The organism is Afipia sp. GW822-FHT03D08 (assembly GCF_058801645.1).
Genome location: NZ_JBXANK010000002.1, coordinates 518,912 through 534,885 on the forward strand (window position 1 = coordinate 518,912; position 15,974 = coordinate 534,885).

The 15,974-nt window shown below is 58.2% G+C and carries 18 protein-coding genes; 4 read left to right on the forward strand and 14 right to left on the reverse strand.

From position 1 onward, the window contains the following. Positions 1-142: 142 nt before the first annotated feature. Entirely contained in the window at positions 143-841 is a 699-nt protein-coding gene (locus tag AC1RM7_RS17385; RefSeq protein WP_006019501.1) for a GntR family transcriptional regulator, read from the forward strand. 7 nt (positions 842-848) lie between these two features. Here the strand turns inward: AC1RM7_RS17385 and AC1RM7_RS17390 are convergent, their stop codons facing one another. The 7 genes from AC1RM7_RS17390 to AC1RM7_RS17420 are packed head-to-tail and all read right to left on the reverse strand — an operon-like array spanning position 849 to position 7,010. After that, positions 849-1,961, reverse strand: coding sequence for a Zn-dependent alcohol dehydrogenase (locus AC1RM7_RS17390; RefSeq protein WP_492839108.1), 1,113 nt, complete (start codon positions 1,959-1,961; stop codon positions 849-851). Then, complete coding sequence (locus tag AC1RM7_RS17395; RefSeq protein WP_111835275.1) at positions 1,962-2,276, reverse strand: DUF6166 domain-containing protein; 315 nt, start codon at positions 2,274-2,276, stop codon at positions 1,962-1,964. A 39-nt stretch (positions 2,277-2,315) separates the two neighbouring features. Then, positions 2,316-3,035 (reverse strand): ABC transporter ATP-binding protein, encoded by a 720-nt coding sequence (locus AC1RM7_RS17400; protein WP_492839106.1) that lies wholly within the window; start codon positions 3,033-3,035, stop codon positions 2,316-2,318. After that, on the reverse strand, positions 3,035-3,841 hold the full coding sequence (locus AC1RM7_RS17405) for an ABC transporter ATP-binding protein (RefSeq protein ID WP_492943898.1): 807 nt from the start codon (positions 3,839-3,841) through the stop codon (positions 3,035-3,037). The genes AC1RM7_RS17400 and AC1RM7_RS17405 overlap by 1 nt, the downstream gene beginning before the upstream one ends. Beyond that, positions 3,841-4,854 carry a branched-chain amino acid ABC transporter permease gene (locus AC1RM7_RS17410; protein ID WP_492839102.1) on the reverse strand — a complete coding sequence of 338 codons (1,014 nt, stop codon included), beginning with the start codon at positions 4,852-4,854 and terminating at the stop codon, positions 3,841-3,843. The genes AC1RM7_RS17405 and AC1RM7_RS17410 overlap by 1 nt, the downstream gene beginning before the upstream one ends. Beyond that, complete coding sequence (locus tag AC1RM7_RS17415) at positions 4,851-5,732, reverse strand: branched-chain amino acid ABC transporter permease (RefSeq protein WP_006019493.1); 882 nt, start codon at positions 5,730-5,732, stop codon at positions 4,851-4,853. The genes AC1RM7_RS17410 and AC1RM7_RS17415 overlap by 4 nt, the downstream gene beginning before the upstream one ends. A 3-nt stretch (positions 5,733-5,735) precedes the next feature. Then, a complete protein-coding gene (locus AC1RM7_RS17420) occupies positions 5,736-7,010 on the reverse strand; it encodes an ABC transporter substrate-binding protein (RefSeq protein ID WP_492839099.1) in 1,275 nt (424 codons plus the stop codon). A gap of 199 nt (positions 7,011-7,209) precedes the next feature. Between AC1RM7_RS17420 and AC1RM7_RS17425 the strand changes: the two genes are divergently transcribed. Genes AC1RM7_RS17425 through AC1RM7_RS17435 form a run of 3 tightly spaced genes read left to right on the forward strand, consistent with a single transcriptional unit; the run spans position 7,210 to position 8,687 of the window. Beyond that, the gene (locus AC1RM7_RS17425; protein WP_006019491.1) at positions 7,210-8,013 is read left to right on the forward strand and encodes a sterol desaturase family protein; all 804 of its coding nucleotides are present in this window, start codon (positions 7,210-7,212) and stop codon (positions 8,011-8,013) included. A gap of 25 nt (positions 8,014-8,038) precedes the next feature. Then, on the forward strand, positions 8,039-8,437 hold the full coding sequence (locus tag AC1RM7_RS17430) for a hypothetical protein (RefSeq protein WP_492839097.1): 399 nt from the start codon (positions 8,039-8,041) through the stop codon (positions 8,435-8,437). Positions 8,438-8,468: 31 nt separating this feature from the next. Next, positions 8,469-8,687, forward strand: coding sequence for a hypothetical protein (locus AC1RM7_RS17435; RefSeq protein ID WP_492839095.1), 219 nt, complete (start codon positions 8,469-8,471; stop codon positions 8,685-8,687). A 91-nt stretch (positions 8,688-8,778) separates the two neighbouring features. On the opposite strand, the gene AC1RM7_RS17440 is transcribed toward AC1RM7_RS17435, so the two are convergent. The 7 genes from AC1RM7_RS17440 to AC1RM7_RS17470 all read right to left on the reverse strand — a co-directional run bounded on the left by AC1RM7_RS17440 (position 8,779) and on the right by AC1RM7_RS17470 (position 15,967). Beyond that, entirely contained in the window at positions 8,779-9,483 is a 705-nt protein-coding gene (locus AC1RM7_RS17440; RefSeq protein ID WP_006019488.1) for an ABC transporter ATP-binding protein, read from the reverse strand. Beyond that, entirely contained in the window at positions 9,470-10,291 is an 822-nt protein-coding gene (locus tag AC1RM7_RS17445) for an ABC transporter ATP-binding protein (protein ID WP_425993235.1), read from the reverse strand. Before AC1RM7_RS17445 ends, AC1RM7_RS17440 begins: the two co-directional genes overlap by 14 nt. Further along, positions 10,288-11,322, reverse strand: coding sequence for a branched-chain amino acid ABC transporter permease (locus AC1RM7_RS17450; RefSeq protein ID WP_006019486.1), 1,035 nt, complete (start codon positions 11,320-11,322; stop codon positions 10,288-10,290). Before AC1RM7_RS17450 ends, AC1RM7_RS17445 begins: the two co-directional genes overlap by 4 nt. After that, the gene (locus AC1RM7_RS17455; RefSeq protein WP_006019485.1) at positions 11,319-12,191 is read right to left on the reverse strand and encodes a branched-chain amino acid ABC transporter permease; all 873 of its coding nucleotides are present in this window, start codon (positions 12,189-12,191) and stop codon (positions 11,319-11,321) included. Before AC1RM7_RS17455 ends, AC1RM7_RS17450 begins: the two co-directional genes overlap by 4 nt. Positions 12,192-12,289: 98 nt before the next feature. Beyond that, positions 12,290-13,444 carry an ABC transporter substrate-binding protein gene (locus tag AC1RM7_RS17460; protein WP_006019484.1) on the reverse strand — a complete coding sequence of 385 codons (1,155 nt, stop codon included), beginning with the start codon at positions 13,442-13,444 and terminating at the stop codon, positions 12,290-12,292. 160 nt (positions 13,445-13,604) lie between these two features. Continuing rightward, positions 13,605-14,972 carry an L-serine ammonia-lyase gene (locus AC1RM7_RS17465; RefSeq protein WP_492839092.1) on the reverse strand — a complete coding sequence of 456 codons (1,368 nt, stop codon included), beginning with the start codon at positions 14,970-14,972 and terminating at the stop codon, positions 13,605-13,607. A 38-nt stretch (positions 14,973-15,010) separates the two neighbouring features. Then, positions 15,011-15,967, reverse strand: a complete 957-nt coding sequence (locus AC1RM7_RS17470; RefSeq protein WP_006019482.1) for an LLM class flavin-dependent oxidoreductase — start codon at positions 15,965-15,967, stop codon at positions 15,011-15,013. Positions 15,968-15,974: the final 7 nt, after the last annotated feature.

Genomic DNA, 15,974 nt, shown 5'->3' on the forward strand with positions numbered 1-15,974 from the left:
TTGCCTTTCCAGAGTTGCGTAAAGCGTCGGACAGACCGCGTCTGCCGTCGCAAAGACTCTCCCCTGTCTCGTGCGAGCACGAGTTCTTGTCATTGATATACTACGAATATATGCTTGGGCTGATCGGATCGATTTACGGCGGATGGGGAGTGAATTGAAATCTAAAAAGATTACAAAGCGCGCAGCGCAAAATCCGGAGGCCGATGACGGAACGCTGACAGATCGTGCTTATCGAGAACTCGAAGAAATGATCGTCACCCTTCAGCTGACTCCCGGCACCATACTGTCCGAACACACCCTTGCACTAAAACTGAAGATCGGCCGGACTCCGATTCGTGAGGCGCTGCAACGTCTCGCGCGGGACGGTCTCGTGGTGATTATGCCGAGGCGCGGCATCATGGTCTCGGAAATCAATCTCAGGCTGCAATTGCGGCTGCTCGAAGTGCGCCGCGAGCTTGAGCGGCTGATGGCGAAACTGGCAGCAGAACGCGCCACCCCCGAAGAACGTCAGGAATTCGCCGAAGTGGCTCGTGGAATGCTCAAGGCGGCGGCTCAGGCGGACGACATCGAATTCATGCGCCTCGATCAGAAATTCAATCTCCTGATCGCAACGACCGCGCGCAATGAATTTGCGCGGCGATCGATGGGCCTCATGAACGCTCTCTCCCGCCGCTTCTGGTATCAGCACTATCAGGAAGTTGCAGATCTGCCGTTGGCCGCGAAGCTGCATGCCGCGGTCGCAGAAGCTGTCGCCGGGAAGAAGCCCAAAATCGCGGCCGCCGCCTCCGATAAGCTGATCGACTATATCGAGGATTTCGCGCGTAAGACGCTCGATACCTGATCCGAGATCAATCGAACATCACGACGCTGCGAATGGTTTCGCCACGTTTCAGCGCGTCGAATCCCGCATTGATGTCGTTGAGAGAGAGACGGCGCGAAATCAGATCATCCAACATCAGCGATCCGTCGAGATAGGCGCGCGCCAGCATCGGAAAGTCGCGGCGCGGCCGCGCGTTGCCATAACTGACACGGCGGATGCGTTTTTCCTGCATGAGGGAACCCCACCGGAACGATACATTCTGCTGCACGTCGACCTTGCCAAGCCAGATTACGTTGCCGCCTGGCCGAACCGCTTCGGCGGTGACACGGAAAGCCACGAGGCTGCCGGCGGACTCTATCACGGCGTCAACACCGCGGCCGCCCGTCTCACTCTTTGCCGCAGCGACAGGATCGTCATTTGACGCATTGACGGTGTGGGTTGCGCCCATGGTTAGCGCCAATGCAAGCTTTGCAGGATCGAGGTCAACAGCGATGATCGTACCAGCCCCTGCCAGCCGCGCACCCTGCACCGCCGCCAGACCCACTGCGCCACAACCGATCACCATGACCGCGTCGCCATGTTTGATCGCATCCAGATTCAGGGCAGCCCCAACGCCGGTCATTACGCCGCAACCGATCAAGCAGGCACGATCGAACGGAATCTCCTTCGGCACTGCAATCGCCTGCTGATCCGGTATGATGCAATATTCACCAAACGATCCGAGAAACATCAGTTGCTGCACGTCACGGCCGTCAGCAAGCCTTGCGCGGCTCTCTCCATCGAATGACCTCGCCTTCGGACCTTCGCCGAGATATTCCTCGCAAAGGATCGGCAAGTCGCGATCGCAATAGAAGCAATGGCCGCAGTGCGGGTTCCACGACAAGACGACGTGATCGCCCTTCCTTACACCCCGCGCGGCTGAGCCGACCTCCTCGACGATGCCAGCTGCTTCGTGGCCAAGCACGATCGGCATCGGAAAGCGCAAAGATCCTTCAATTACTTCAAGATCGGTGTGACACAATCCCGCCGCAAGAATTCGCACCAGAACGTCTGTGGGCTTCAACGCAGCCGCAGTGACGGTCTCGATGACGAGCGGCGCCTTCGCTGCGTGGAGAACTGCCGCGCGATACTGAAGCGGCATCTATGCGACTGCCTTTCCGGAACCACCCAGCGCCTTGAGCGCCAGATCGATATCGGATGACGTCATCTCCCATTCGTTGCCGAAGTTAGCCACAACGGCGCGCATGAACGGATCGACGGCCGTTCTCGCAGCAGCCGCGTCGCCAAGATGGTCGGCGAGCAGCGCCAACGCGAGCTGGCGCGGCTCCGGCCCCTCATAGCTCCACTCAAAGCCATTTTTGCTGTACTCCATCACATCGGTTCGGGGATTCAACGGTGCACCGTCGACTGTCACCTTCACGCCGTCGATCGTCCGGTCGCCAACATAATGTTTCATTCTTTCTCTCCACTCATTGCGTCCCGGCTGCCGATCGGACTAGTGCGTCACTTCCACCTCGCCGGCGATCACACGCATGACGTCGCGGTCGCGGTGCGCTTCTGCCAGAGAGCCGGAAAACATCAGTTCGCCGCGCTCCAGCACATACAGGCGATCGACGTAGTCAGGGATGTGATGGACATTCGATTCCGCCATCAGCACGCCCTTCCCCATTGCCCGGATCGACGCGACGCCCTCTGCAATCAGCGGAATGATGGCTGGCGACAATCCCTCGAACGGCTCGTCCAGCAACAGAAGCTTCGGATCAAGCGTCAGCGCACGCGCAATGGACACCATCTTGCGCTCGCCGCCTGACAACTGCGCACCGCCGCGCGCAAGATACTGCCGCAGTTTCGGGAAGACCGCATAAGCTTCCTCGATGCGCTCCTGAGCCGGCCGACCGGTCGGCCGCGTCCATGTCGAAAGCTCGATGTTTTCAGCCACGGTAAGGTCGGCGTAAACTTCAGACTCTTCTGGTGAGAAGCCGATCCCGCTCTGGGCGATCCGCCACGTCGGAAGCTTCGTCAGATCGGCGCCGTCAAAAGTGATCTCACCGGATAGCGGACGGCGATAACCCATAATGCTGCGAAATGTCGTGGTTTTGCCCGCTCCGTTACGGCCGACCAGACAGACGAGTTCGCCCGCCGCAACCGAAAGGCTGATACCGTTGAGAATGCGGCTGCCCTGAATATCGACTTTTACGTTGGAGAGCTCGAGCATTACGACGCCCTCCTCAAGGTCGGCGGCCGTGTTCCAACGACGGCCGAAATCATCGCCGGATCGGCAAAGAACCGGTCTGGGGGCATGTCGGCCAGGACCTTGCCCTCCTGCAGAGCCACGATCCGGTGCGAATAGCGCGCCACGAGATCCATGTCATGCTCGACCTGAACGATGGCTCGTACCCCTGCCGCCTTCGCTGCCGACACGAGAACTTCCATGATGGAATGCTTGTCTCCCGTGGACACGCCGCTTGTCGGCTCGTCGAGCAGGATGACTGTCGGATTAAGTGCAAAAGCGCTGGCAATATCCAGCAGCTTCTTTTCACCCTGGGAAAGGGTGGATGCCACCGTATCCAGCTTGGCGCGAAGACCGAGAACCTCCGCCACGCGCTCAACGTCGGCCTGAAGTTCGCTGTCTTTCGACAGCGAACGGAATGGATTGGCAATGCGCCGCAGGCGCGAAGCAACCGCAACCGCAAGGGTTTCGCGTACCGTCAGCGCCGGAAATACATTCACGAGCTGGAAAGCACGCGACATTCCGCGCCGGGCCAACTCAACCGGACCCACACCTGCGATGTCGTTCCCGAGAAAGCGAACCTCGCCGATGGTCGGCCGCAACAGGCCGGTGACAACATTAACAAGGGTGGTCTTGCCTGCGCCGTTTGGTCCGACAATCGAAACGAACTCGCCGTCGGCGACGTGGAAAGACACGTCCTGTAGCGCTCTGTATGCGCCGTAGTGTTTGGAAACGCTGATGGTCTCGAATAGCCGCGCCCGGACATCCGGCGATGTACTGATCGGATGCATCATCTGCCCCCTGCTTTGCGAGAGACGAGCATCTCGACGGCACCTGACAAGCCTTGTGGCAAGAAGATAACAAGCAGAACCAGGACGCCGCCCATCACAAAGCGCCAGTACTGCGTGATCGCCATCACGAAGTCCTGCAACAGCACAAAGGCGAGCGCGCCGATGGCCGGGCCGACAAAAGTTCCGCTACCGCCAAGGACCGCCATGAAAACGAGGTTGCCGGAGTGGGTCCAATACGCGAGTTCGGGATCGGCCAGGCCAGTGGTGATTGCGAGAATCGTTCCGCCGATCCCGCCATAAACCGCCGAGATCACGAACGCCGCCAGCCTCATCCGGAAAATCTGCACGCCTACGTAAGCCGCCTTGCCGGCGTTTTCCCGGATTGCCTTCAGATGCAAACCAAATGGCGACTGGGTTATGCGCCACATCGTTGCTCCTAACAGCGCCAGCAACGCCAGCACATAGTAATAGAAAGGCCCCGTGAGAAATGCGGTCTTGCCTCCGCGCCATTCCATGCCGAACAGCAGCGGACGCAACACGCGCATCCCCTGGTCGCCGCCGGTAACGCTGTAGAACTTGAACAGGAAGGAATGAAACAGCATCCCGAAAGCCAGCGTCAGCATCCCAAAGAAGATTCGGGTGTAGCGAACGCAAAGAACGCCAATAACAAGCGCAACAAGAGCGGAGACCACCGCACTGGTCAAAACAATCAGTTCGAAACTCAGCACACCGAATTTTGACGTCAGTGTCGATGCAGTATACGCACCGACGCCAAGAAAGAGGGCGTGCCCAAACGACAGCAGGCCCGTCGTTCCGAACAGAAGATTGAATCCAAACAGCGCGATTGCGTAGGCAAAGAACGGCACGAGCAGGAGAAGCGCATACGGCGATGCGACAAGCGGAAGCAGACCCATAATCGCGATCAAGCCGAAAAAGACCCAGAGGCCCTTGATCCGGGGGAGCGGGTTCCGCCTCGGCGCACTCAGCGAGAGATCGATGGATTGTTCACTCATGCCGTCACCTTGCCAAACAATCCGGCGGGTCTGAGGATGAGCGCCGCGACGACCACGAGATAGACTGACAGCAGCTCCATTTCCGGCATGATCGAGATCGATGCCGCACGCATCAGTCCGACGATCAACGCACCGACAAGCGCGCCGCGCATGCTTCCCAGCCCGCCGATCACAACGACGGCAAACGCCTCCACGACCAGCTCAACGGCCATGTCGAGCGACGCAGCACTGGATGGGACAACCAGTGCGCCGCCGACCGTTCCGAGCATGCAGCCAACGGTGAAGACAAGCGCGAAAATTTTCGACGCATTGACACCGAGTCCTTCGGCCATATCGCGGTTTTCCGCAGTCGCCCGCACGATGCGGCCGGTTTTCGTACGTTGCAGAAACAGCCCTAGCGCGGCGGCAATGCCGATACTCGCCGCTATCACCAGCAGATTATAGGTCGGCACCTGCACACCCATGATATGGGTCGTGCCATATATCATGTAGGCATTGTCCATGGTGCGCGGCGTCGCGCCCCACGTGAAGCGAAAGACATCCTGAAACATCAGAAGCAGGCCGAAAGTGAGCAGCAACTGATAGCTCTCGTCCCGGCGGTACACCGTACGCAGCACCCGCTCGATTGGCAGTCCAACGACGCCGATTACAAGCCCCGCGAGAATAAGCACAGGAAAGAACATGAGCGGCGGCAATCCGAACTTCATCGCAACAGCGACCGCAGTAATCCCGAAATATGCGCCGAGGGCATAAAATGAGCCACAGGCGAGATTCACGATCTGCTGCACGCCGAATACGAGCTGAAGCCCCGCCGCCACCAGAAACAGGATGGCGGCGTGGAATGTCCCACCGAGAATGATGTCGACGATCGCCGTCATGGCTCAGACAGGCATCTTGGCGGTCTTGATCCATTCCCAGAAATCCGCGCCCGGCGGTTTCTGCAGTTGCTCGGCCTGGAATGTGTCAATCGAAGCCAATGTCGGGAAATCGTACTTGTTCGTGTTTGTCGACGGCCCCTGATAGAACACCTGCTCCGCGATCTTGTCCTTGCGGAATCGGCCCTTGCCGCCGAGGCTTTCCACTTCGAGGCCGGGCATTGCTTCCGCGACCACATCCGGCGTCGGCCATTTCTTCGCGGCTTTCTGCGCGGCTTCAACGCCCGCCTTGTAACTTGCGAGCGCGAAGTAGGCACGATCCGCTTCCCAGTGCGGCGCCTCCTTGTAGCGATCCATGTAATCCTGAACAAAAGCCTTTTGCAGCGGCGATGCCTGCGGATGATCGAAATAGAGGGTGTTGTGTCCGAAGATCACGCCCTCGGGCATGAATTCTTTCTTGAGCTGATTGAGTTGCCAGCCGGCCGCCGGCAGCACGACCTTTACGCCGTCGAACAGACCCGCCGCAGCGCCCTGCTTCATGAATACCGGAAGATCGGCGAACAGCATCGATGAGAAGATCAGATCGGGCTTGGCGGCCTTGAGCGCGGCGATATGTGATGTCAGATCAAGGGTGCCAACCTTTGGCCACTGCTCGGCGACGAACTCAGCCTCCACACCATAGCGTGCGAGAATCTGCCGGAAAGCTTCCCAGTTGTTGCGGCCGTAGGAGTAATCCGGATTGATGCCAGCGACCCGTTTGAATTTACCCTTGAAGTGCTTGACCGCGAGCAGCGACGCCATCACAGCCTCGCATTCATTGTCAGTCGAGCGAAATACATAGCGCGACTTCGGCATCACTTCCTTGACGCCGTCCTGCGTTGTGCCATCCCACATCACCAAGAGCGACTGCTCTTCTTCCGCAACAGGAGCTACGCCAAGGCTGACGCCGGTCGAGATCAGTCCGTGGACGCTTTCGACCTTCTCCTGCAGCACCAGGCGACGGAAACGTTCGATCGTGTCCTTGGGGTTGGTCTCTTCTTCAATGACAAGCTCGAACTTGCGTCCGGCAATGCCACCCTCCTTGTTCATACGGTCCGCCGCCCATTGCACGGCGCGGATACCGCATTCGCCGGCGGTACCGGCGACACCGGAGCGTGGTGCGATGATGCCGATCTTGAATGGCTTGTCCTGGGCAATGGCCGGGGCAAATAGCTGGGGCGCCGCGGCGGCGGCAACACCGGCACCTGCGAACTTCGAAAAGGCACGACGGGTGAGCCTCATTGATATCCTCCCATGTAAGCTAAGCGCATCTGCCGTGCGCCGTTGCCATACGATAAATATATCAGACAGATTTCAGCAAGCACTTTTTGCGTGCCGCAGTGTCGCAATGCCGGTTGCCGGCCTAATAGATTGGTGATATGTCAGATCGAAGAGGCTGGACGACGTCGCCGGCCGTTCAGAAAATGACGGAGATTGCGCCATGGAACTCTCATCCAGCCCAATGACCGACCGGCAGCGTAAATACCGGGCCACCTACAGGGATCGCATCGCTGGCTGGTACAATGGCTGGCTACACGCCTTCGTCATTTATGTGATCGGGCTCACTGCCCTCTCGGTCTACATCGCCAACATCGGCAATGTTCGCTGGTGGGAATGGCTGATCGTGCCTGTCACCTTCCTGGCGGCAAATTTCTTCGAATGGTGGATTCACCGGTTCGTCATGCACCGGCCGTCGCAGATCAAGGCATTCCGTGCGATCTACAACCGGCACACCCTGATGCATCACCAATTCTTCACCGAAGAGGAGATGCGCTTCGCGGACCATAACGACTGGCGCGTGACGTTTTTCCCGCCCTACGCCTTGGTCACCTTCACATTGATGTCGATTCCGCCGGCACTCGTGCTGGGGTGGCTGGTGTCACCGAACGTCGGCTGGCTGCTGATCTGCACCACGACATCGATGTATCTTATCTATGAGTTCATGCACTTCTGCTGCCACGTCGACGAAAACTGGTTTGTCCGCAACATGCCGTTCGTCAACACTATCCGGCGGCATCATGCGGCTCATCACAATCAATCGATCATGATGGAGCGAAACATGAACCTGACCTTCCCCGTGATGGACTGGCTGTTCGGCACATCGGATCTCGATCGCGGACTGATCGGCCACATCTTCAACGGCTACGACACCCGTTACATCCGCAAAAACATGCGTAAAACCTCGCGTACGCCAAAACCCGACGCTGTCGGCCAGCGCTCGGGCTTTGCCACGCCCGCCGAATAAACGCAGTCCGCGCGGGAGATTCGACATGAGCACGATTGAGCCGAACTGGTTGTCCCTGGTTTGGTTCGCCGGACTGGCAACCGTCTGTGGCGTTGCCTTTCTCATAATTGCTGGAAAATTTCCGCTCGATGCCCGGCCCGACGCGGCAAGGTCGCTTCCCGCAACCTTGTTGATTATCGGCAACGTCGTTCTGCTCGCGACGCTGCTCGCCGGCACTGGACTCTACGGATATGTCGAACTGCGGTGGAGCACGCTGGTCGTCGTCAGCGGACTTATATTCTTGTTCACGCCAGCGCTATTCGAGGAATGGCGCTGGCCCCTGCGGAACGCGACAATCGAACTATCCGTACTGGTCGGCATTCAGATCCTGGCGCTCGCCGTACTTGCCAAAGTCGGCGGTTCAGCGTTCGCGATCCTGTCGTGACTTTCCGTCCATATAACCAAAGGAGCAATCGATGCCCGTGAAGATCAAATTGGCGCTGTCTTTGGTCGTTATCATTGTCGCGGCTGTCGCATTCTATATGCAACACACGCTCGGCCACGAGCGCATTCAGTATCTCGTGGTGTTTCTGGGCGTCTTCATGGTGTTCGCGATGTGGCTGTTTCCGGAAGTGAAACGCGAGGAAACCGCCGGCGGCATTCGCCGGGAGACAACCCAGAATCGCGCCAGCTAAGGCACGCGCTAAAGCTTTCGCCGCGCTCCACGAAGGAGCACGGCGATTTTTTTATCCACAAAGTGCCGCGCACAATTGCGCCGCCAGATCGTCAGCCACCGAGATAGGCCTCGCGAATGTGCTTGTCGTCGATCAACTCTTCTCCTCGCCCCGACAACACGATCGACCCAGCTTCCATCAGATAAGCATAGTCGCACATATCCAGCGCGGAGTAGGCATTCTGCTCCACCATCAGCACCGTGGTGCCTGATTTGCGGATTCCGTCGATGATCTCGAACACCTGCTCCACAATATTCGGCGCGAGCCCCAGGGATGGTTCATCGAACATCATCAGCTTCGGTTTGGACATAATCGCGCGGCCGATTGCCAGCATCTGCTGCTCGCCGCCCGACAGAGTCCCTGCCACCTGACTGCGCCGCTCCGCAAGCCGGGGAAACTGCGTGAGAACCCGATCACGATCCTCTGCAACACCATCAGCGTCACGCCGCAGATACGCCCCCATATCGAGGTTCTCCTCGACTGTCATGTCAGGGAACACCCGGCGTCCTTCAGGACAGTGGGCAATACCTCGCGCCAGAATCTCCCGCGCCGAACACCGGGTGATGTCTTCTCCTTCGAAGATCATGCGGCCGGACGCCGAGGGCAAGATTCCAGAAATGGAGCGCAATGTCGTGCTCTTCCCGGCCCCGTTCGCGCCAATCAGCGCGACGAGCTGCCCCTGCTTGATCGAGAGAGAGATACCCTTGATCGCTTCAACCTTGCCGTAACGGCAAACGAGATCGCTAATCTCTAGCACGTTTCTTCGCTCCTTGCCCGAGATAAGCACGAATGACTTCAGGATTACCCTGAATTGCCGACGGTGGGCCTTCGGCAATGATCCGGCCGTAGTTAAGAACAACAATGCGGTCAGACACGCCCATCACCATTGGCATGTCATGCTCCACGAGCAGGATCGTGACGCCGAGACCGCGTAACTTATCGAGAAGCTGCATGAATCGCGCTGTCTCCGTTGCGTTCATGCCCGAGACCGGCTCGTCGAGCAATAGCATCGAAGGATCCGCAGCCAACGCCAATGCCACACCCAGAAGCCGCTGATCGCCATAGGCGAGCGAGCCTGCCATTTCACGCGAGCGGCGTTCAATACCAACCAGGGCCAGAATTTCCGCCGCGCGTGTCCGCAGTTCCTTTTCGGACTCTCGCTCCCGCGGCAGCGCCAGCAAGGTATCCCACAATTGCGAGCGGCCGCGGCGATGCAGGCCGATCATGACATTCTCGAACACGCTGACACTCTGGAATACGCTGGTGCGCTGAAACGTCCGCACCAGGCCCAATGCCGTAACTTCGTGCGGTTTCAGATTGTTCAGCGACGTGCCGCGATAAATCACTTCTCCCTTTGTCGGCCGCAGGAAGCCAGTGATGACATTGAATGCGGTCGTCTTGCCCGCGCCGTTCGGCCCGATCAGACTGACGACTTCGCCTTCGTTAACGACGAAGTTCATGTCCGAGATCGCAACAAGACCGCCGAAGTGAACCGCAATGTGTTCGATCGAGAGTGCTGGTAGCGTCTTGGCTGCTTGAACCTTAGCTGCTTGAGCCTGCATCATGGCGCATCCTGCATCTTGGCTTCCGGCGCAATGGCAGGATCCCTGGTTTCATCGACCCCGAACCATTTCTCAATGGCCGGAACGATCCCCTGCGGCAGCACGAACACGATCAGGATCATGAACACCCCGTAGAGAATCCACTGAATTTCCGGAGCGGCGAACGAGCGCGCAACAACGGGGATGAACCCGAAAATCAATCCGCCGACGAGCGGCCCTGCCAACGTTCCTTTGCCGCCGGTAATCACCATGATCACCATGGTAACGGTGTAGAGAAAGAGGAAGACGTCGGGATCGATGATTTTCAGATAGTGCGCGTACAGGCTTCCTGCCGCTCCGGCGATGCCGGCAGATACGACAGCCGCCAATACCAGATAGCGGGTGACATCGATACCGACGGAAACCGCCAGCGATTCATTCTCCTTCAGCGCCACCATCGCGCGCCCGACCCGCGAATTCACCAGGCGGCTGATGATGATGTAGGAGATAACCACGACGCCGAGGACCAGATAGTAGTTCGATTGCTTGCTGAAGAAATCGAAATAGCCGAGCCCGGGAAGTCCGAGTGTCATGGGCGGAATCGAAGTCAGCGCCAGCGGACCCTGGGTCAGTTCTACCCAGTTCAACGCCACAAGTCGGACGACTTCCGCAAAGCTAATCGTCACAATGACGAAGTAGGCACCGCGAACCCGGAACGACAGCTTGCCCACAATGTATCCGCACAGCCCGGACACGAGTATGGCGATGATAAAGCCAAGCCAGACGGGCCATGGCTCATGAACGACGCGGATGCCGCCGATCAGTTCCACGTCGAACCCGAGCGCCGTCAGCGCGCTGACGTAAGCCCCGATACCGAAAAAGGCGACATGACCGAGACTCAGCTGGCCGGTGTAACCCAGCAGCAGATTGAGGCTCATCGCCGCGATGATGAAGATGCCCGTCGTGATAAAGGCATTCAGGAGATAAGGATCCTTCAGCCACAACGGAACCGATGCGAATACGACAATCGCAACCCAGGGGAGAAGCCGTTTCATCCAATTCGCTCCGATCGTGCAAAGAGTCCGGTCGGTTTGAATAGCAAGACCGCGATGATAATCAGAAAGCCCATGGCGTCGCGGTAACCCGACGAGATGTACCCGGCGCCCATCTCCTCGGCAAAGGCCAGGATGAAGCCACCGATTGTTGCGCCGCCGATGCTGCCGAGACCGCCGAGAATGACGATGGCAAACGCCTTCAGCGACGCGATGTTGCCCATCTGCGGGGAGATCACGTAAACCGGCCCGAGCAGCGCGCCTGCGGCCGCCGCGAGCGCCGAACCGATGGCGAAGGTGGCCATGTAGATCGCCTGAATGTTGACACCCATCAGCGAGGCGGTGTCGGTGTCCTGGAATGTCGCACGCATCGCCTTGCCGAGCTTGGTGCGGTTGATCAGGAAGTACGAGATGGCGATCAACGCCAGCGCCGCGAAGAATACGAAAAGCCTCAACCACGACACCGAGAAAGGACCAATCGTCAACGGCGTCTCCGGAAACGGCGTATTGACTGCCTTCGCGACGCCGCCCCAGACGTACTGCTCTGCGTTTTGCATCACGATCATCGCACCGATCATGATCAGCATGGTAGTGTCGATATCGGCACCTCGCATCGGACGCAGAAGAACGAACTCAATCAGCGCGCCAAGAAGGCATCCGGCGACAATCGCAAAAAGCAGCGCCAGAAAAAAGTTGAACCCAAGCATCACAGCGATGAAGTACACGAAGTACGCACCGAACGCATAAAGCTCGCCGTGCGCAAAGTTCACCACGCGCATGATGCCAAAGATCAAAGTCAGGCCGATTCCGAGCAGCGCATACGTGCTGCCGAGGATCAGCATGTTGATCATGTGTTGCAGAAATTCAGTCATCGAGCTTTATCCAGGTCAAAACTCATCGTTCGGCGGAGGCCGCCGTGCCTTTGGAATGGAAAGGCGCGGGCATCGAGACGATGCTCGCGCCTCCATGCTTACAGCTTGGGAAGAACGACCTTCGAGTTGTCGATCTTGATCAGGTAGACGTTGGGCATGCTCTGCCCGCTCTCCTTGCCGGAGGGCCCCTGCTTCTCGAACTTGATCTTGCCGTTCAGGCCGAGCAGTTCAGTCTGCCACAATGCGGCAGCGATCGCCTCGGGCTCTGCCTTGCCTGCTTTCTCGATAGCAGCCGCGATCGTGCGGATGCCGTCGTATCCACGGAAGCTCTCGGTCGCGCCGGCGAAGTTGAAGCCGCGCTTTTTCCATTCGCCAAGGAAGTACTTGGTCGCCGGCGGATTCGGCGTCTCGTCCGGATACCACGGAGCGAACGTCGTCAGGTGAAACGTTCCGTTGGCAGCGACGCCAGCCTGATCAATCAACTGATCGGGATTCTGCGAGCCGCCAGTCGTCACGATCTGCTTCTTGATGCCGAGTGCTGTTGCCTGTTTCAGAACGAGCGTGAGTTGCTCGACAGCAGTCGTCACCATGATCGTGTCAGAGTCGGTTGCCTTAATTTTCGACAACTGAGCGCTCATATCTTGAGCGGACTGGTCCATCGTCTCGACGAGGCCAACCTGAATATTGTCAGCCTTCAAGACCTTTCCGAAATCTTCAGCGGCGCCGCGGCCCCAATCATTGTTGATGACAAGGAAGTCTGCCTTCTTGATCGACAGCTTGGGAAGAATTGGCTTGAACGCCGCGGCTTCGACCGACGACGGCGGCGAGATGCGGAAGATGTAGGGATTGCCGGTCGTCGTGATCTTGCCCGACGAAGACGTCTCAACCACCATCGGAACCTTGTATTCCATCAGCTTCGGCATCACGGCCAGCGTCAGGCTCGATCCCCAGGCGCCCATGATGACCGGCACCTTGTCGGCCGTAATCAGCTTCTCGGCTACAGCTGCAGCTTCAGTCGGGTTGCTCTTGTTGTCCTCGATGACAAGCTCGATCTTCTTGCCGAGAATGCCGCCCTTGGAATTAATTTCATCAGCGGCGATCTTGGCGCCGTTGACGACATAGGTACCCGACGCAGCAAAGGGTCCGGTCAGCGGTTCGTTGACGCCGATTTTGATCGTCTGGGCTGCGGCCTGGCCGGCAACGCCGGCCGACAGCAACGCGATTGTCGCAAGTAGTTTGGTGTGTTTCGCCATCTTCCATTTCCTCCGTTTGAGTGCGGAAATCAGGTCTTTTTCAAGCAAAGCTTGTGCCAGTTGTCCGCTTGTATTTATCTAACTGTTATCCTGAACCCAGATAGTCCTATTTTTAGTATCTTAGTATCATCTGCAAAGGCCGTTCGCCGTCAAGTTTTTTTCAGCAATCCGGCACACTGACTGCGAGCCCTCCGCGCGACGTTTCCTTGTATTTCGTTTGCATATCGGCCCCGGTATCCCGCATCGTACGGATAACCTGATCCAAACTAACGTGATGCGACCCATCGCCGCTCAGCGCCAGCGACGCCGCATTAATGGCCTTGATCGCGCCAAATGCGTTGCGTTCGATGCAGGGGATTTGCACCAGCCCGCCAATCGGATCGCAGGTCATTCCGAGATGGTGCTCCATCCCGATCTCCGCGGCATTTTCAATCTGCCGGCTGCTGCCGCCCAGTGCCGCTGTCAGGCCGGCCGCAGCCATGGAGCATGCCACACCCACCTCCCCCTGACACCCGACTTCAGCGCCGGAGATGGAAGCGTTCATCTTGCAGAGCCCGCCAATCGCTGCGCTGGTCAGGAGAAAAATCCTGACGCCGTCCTGGGAGGAGCCCTCACAATGGTCGGTGTAATACCTCAGAACTGCAGGAATGACGCCAGCGGCGCCATTGGTCGGGGCAGTAACAACCCGGCCGCCTGCCGCATTTTCCTCGTTTACAGCGATCGCGTACAAGCTTGCATAATCCATCGCTGCGATGGAATGCCGCACGTTGCGGCTTTCTGACGCCTGCAGCCGGGCATGAAGCGAGCGAGCGCGACGCTTGACCTTCAAGCCACCCGGCAACTGACCATCGGTGCGTATCCCGCGGTCTATACAGTCGAACATCACCGCAACGAGACGATCGAGCCGATCGTAGACTGACGCTTCATCCGCAAGTGCGGTTTCGTTCGCGAGCACTACCTGCGCGATCGAGAGACCAGAGCGGTCGCACATTTCGATCAATTCAGCCGCGCTTCGGTAGTCGAATGGAATGGCCGCGGACGACTCTGCTGCAGAACCCGTTTCGCCCTCTCGCTGAACGAATCCGCCGCCGAGCGAGTACCAGGTTTCGGCCCACAACTCGTGGCCATCCTGATCAAGGGCCGCAAATCGGAGCGTATTCGGATGAACCGGCGTCGGCTCATCAAAATTGAAAACGATATCCTGTACCGGGTCGAAATGGATCGTCAATCCATCCTTCAGTACGAGCTTGGCCGTGGCAGCAACGACAGCGATGCGGCGGTCCGCATCATCAGGATCGACAGTCTCCGGCGAGAAACCAGAAAGCCCAAGCATAACGGCCTTGTCCGTTCCATGACCACGCCCGGTCCACGCAAGGGATCCAAGCAACGTGACTTGCAAGCGTCTCAGGCGCGAGCGCTGAGATTCATCAAGGGCTGACATGAAGGCCGCTGCGGCCTTCATTGGGGCGACCGTGTGAGAGGATGACGGCCCGATCCCGATCTTGAACAGATCAAAAACACTGATCATGATAGGTGACCGGGCATCGCCCGCTCCAGCTTGGGTTGTTACTTCGCCCTCAGCCTTGGAATGATCTCCTTCGCGATCAGTTCGACCTGATCCATCCGGTACTTGTAGGGCACGAAGATGATCTTCTGAACGCCGACAGCCTGGTGAGCCTTCAATTGCTCGACGCACTCATCGACGTTGCCCATGATGGCGCTCTCGCGCGAGCAGTCGCTGTGTTCAGGGAAGTCCCATTCCTTAATCAGCCACTCGTTCATCTCATCCTGAACGGCAGCCTTGGACGGACCGATCATGATCGGCAATTGCGAAGCGTTGAGAAGCTTGTCAGGATCCTTGCCGCCCTCCTTGGCGAAGTTGCGGAGCTTGGCCCAAGATTTTGCGAAAGCTTCGGGCGGATAGAAGTAGGTCAGCCAGCCGTCGCCAACAGTTGCTGCGCGCTGCAGGACCCTGTCGACATAGCCACCGATAAGGATAGGCAGAGTCGGCTGCTGTGCCGGCTTAGGATACATGACCGCGGCCGAGATGTCGTGAGCCATGTACTTTCCATCGACCATCGGCTCCGACCACAGACGGCGCATGATTTCCAGATTTTCATCCATCAGCTTGCCGCGCTTGTCGAACGGAATACCCATGGCATCGAACTCGCGCTTGTACCAGCCTGACGCCATGCCCATCAGCAGGCGGCCACCTGAGAACTGATCCATGCTGGACAACTGCTTGGCCAGTGCAACCGGGTTGCGCAGCGGCAGAACAAGAATGCCGGTGCCGAGCTTGATTTTGCTGGTGCGCGCGGCGATTGCGGTCAGCGTTGTCAGCGAATCCAGGATCGGAAAGTGCGGGTCCACACCAAGAAGAATGTGATCCCAGACCCAGAGCGAATCGTAGCCCAGTTCCTCGACGCGCACACCGTAGTCCACCAGCGCTTTCGCATCCGGCATTTCGGGATAGGCAGTGAAATTGCGTGCGGCGATACCGAACGTGTTCGACAGTAGGGTCATGTTTGCT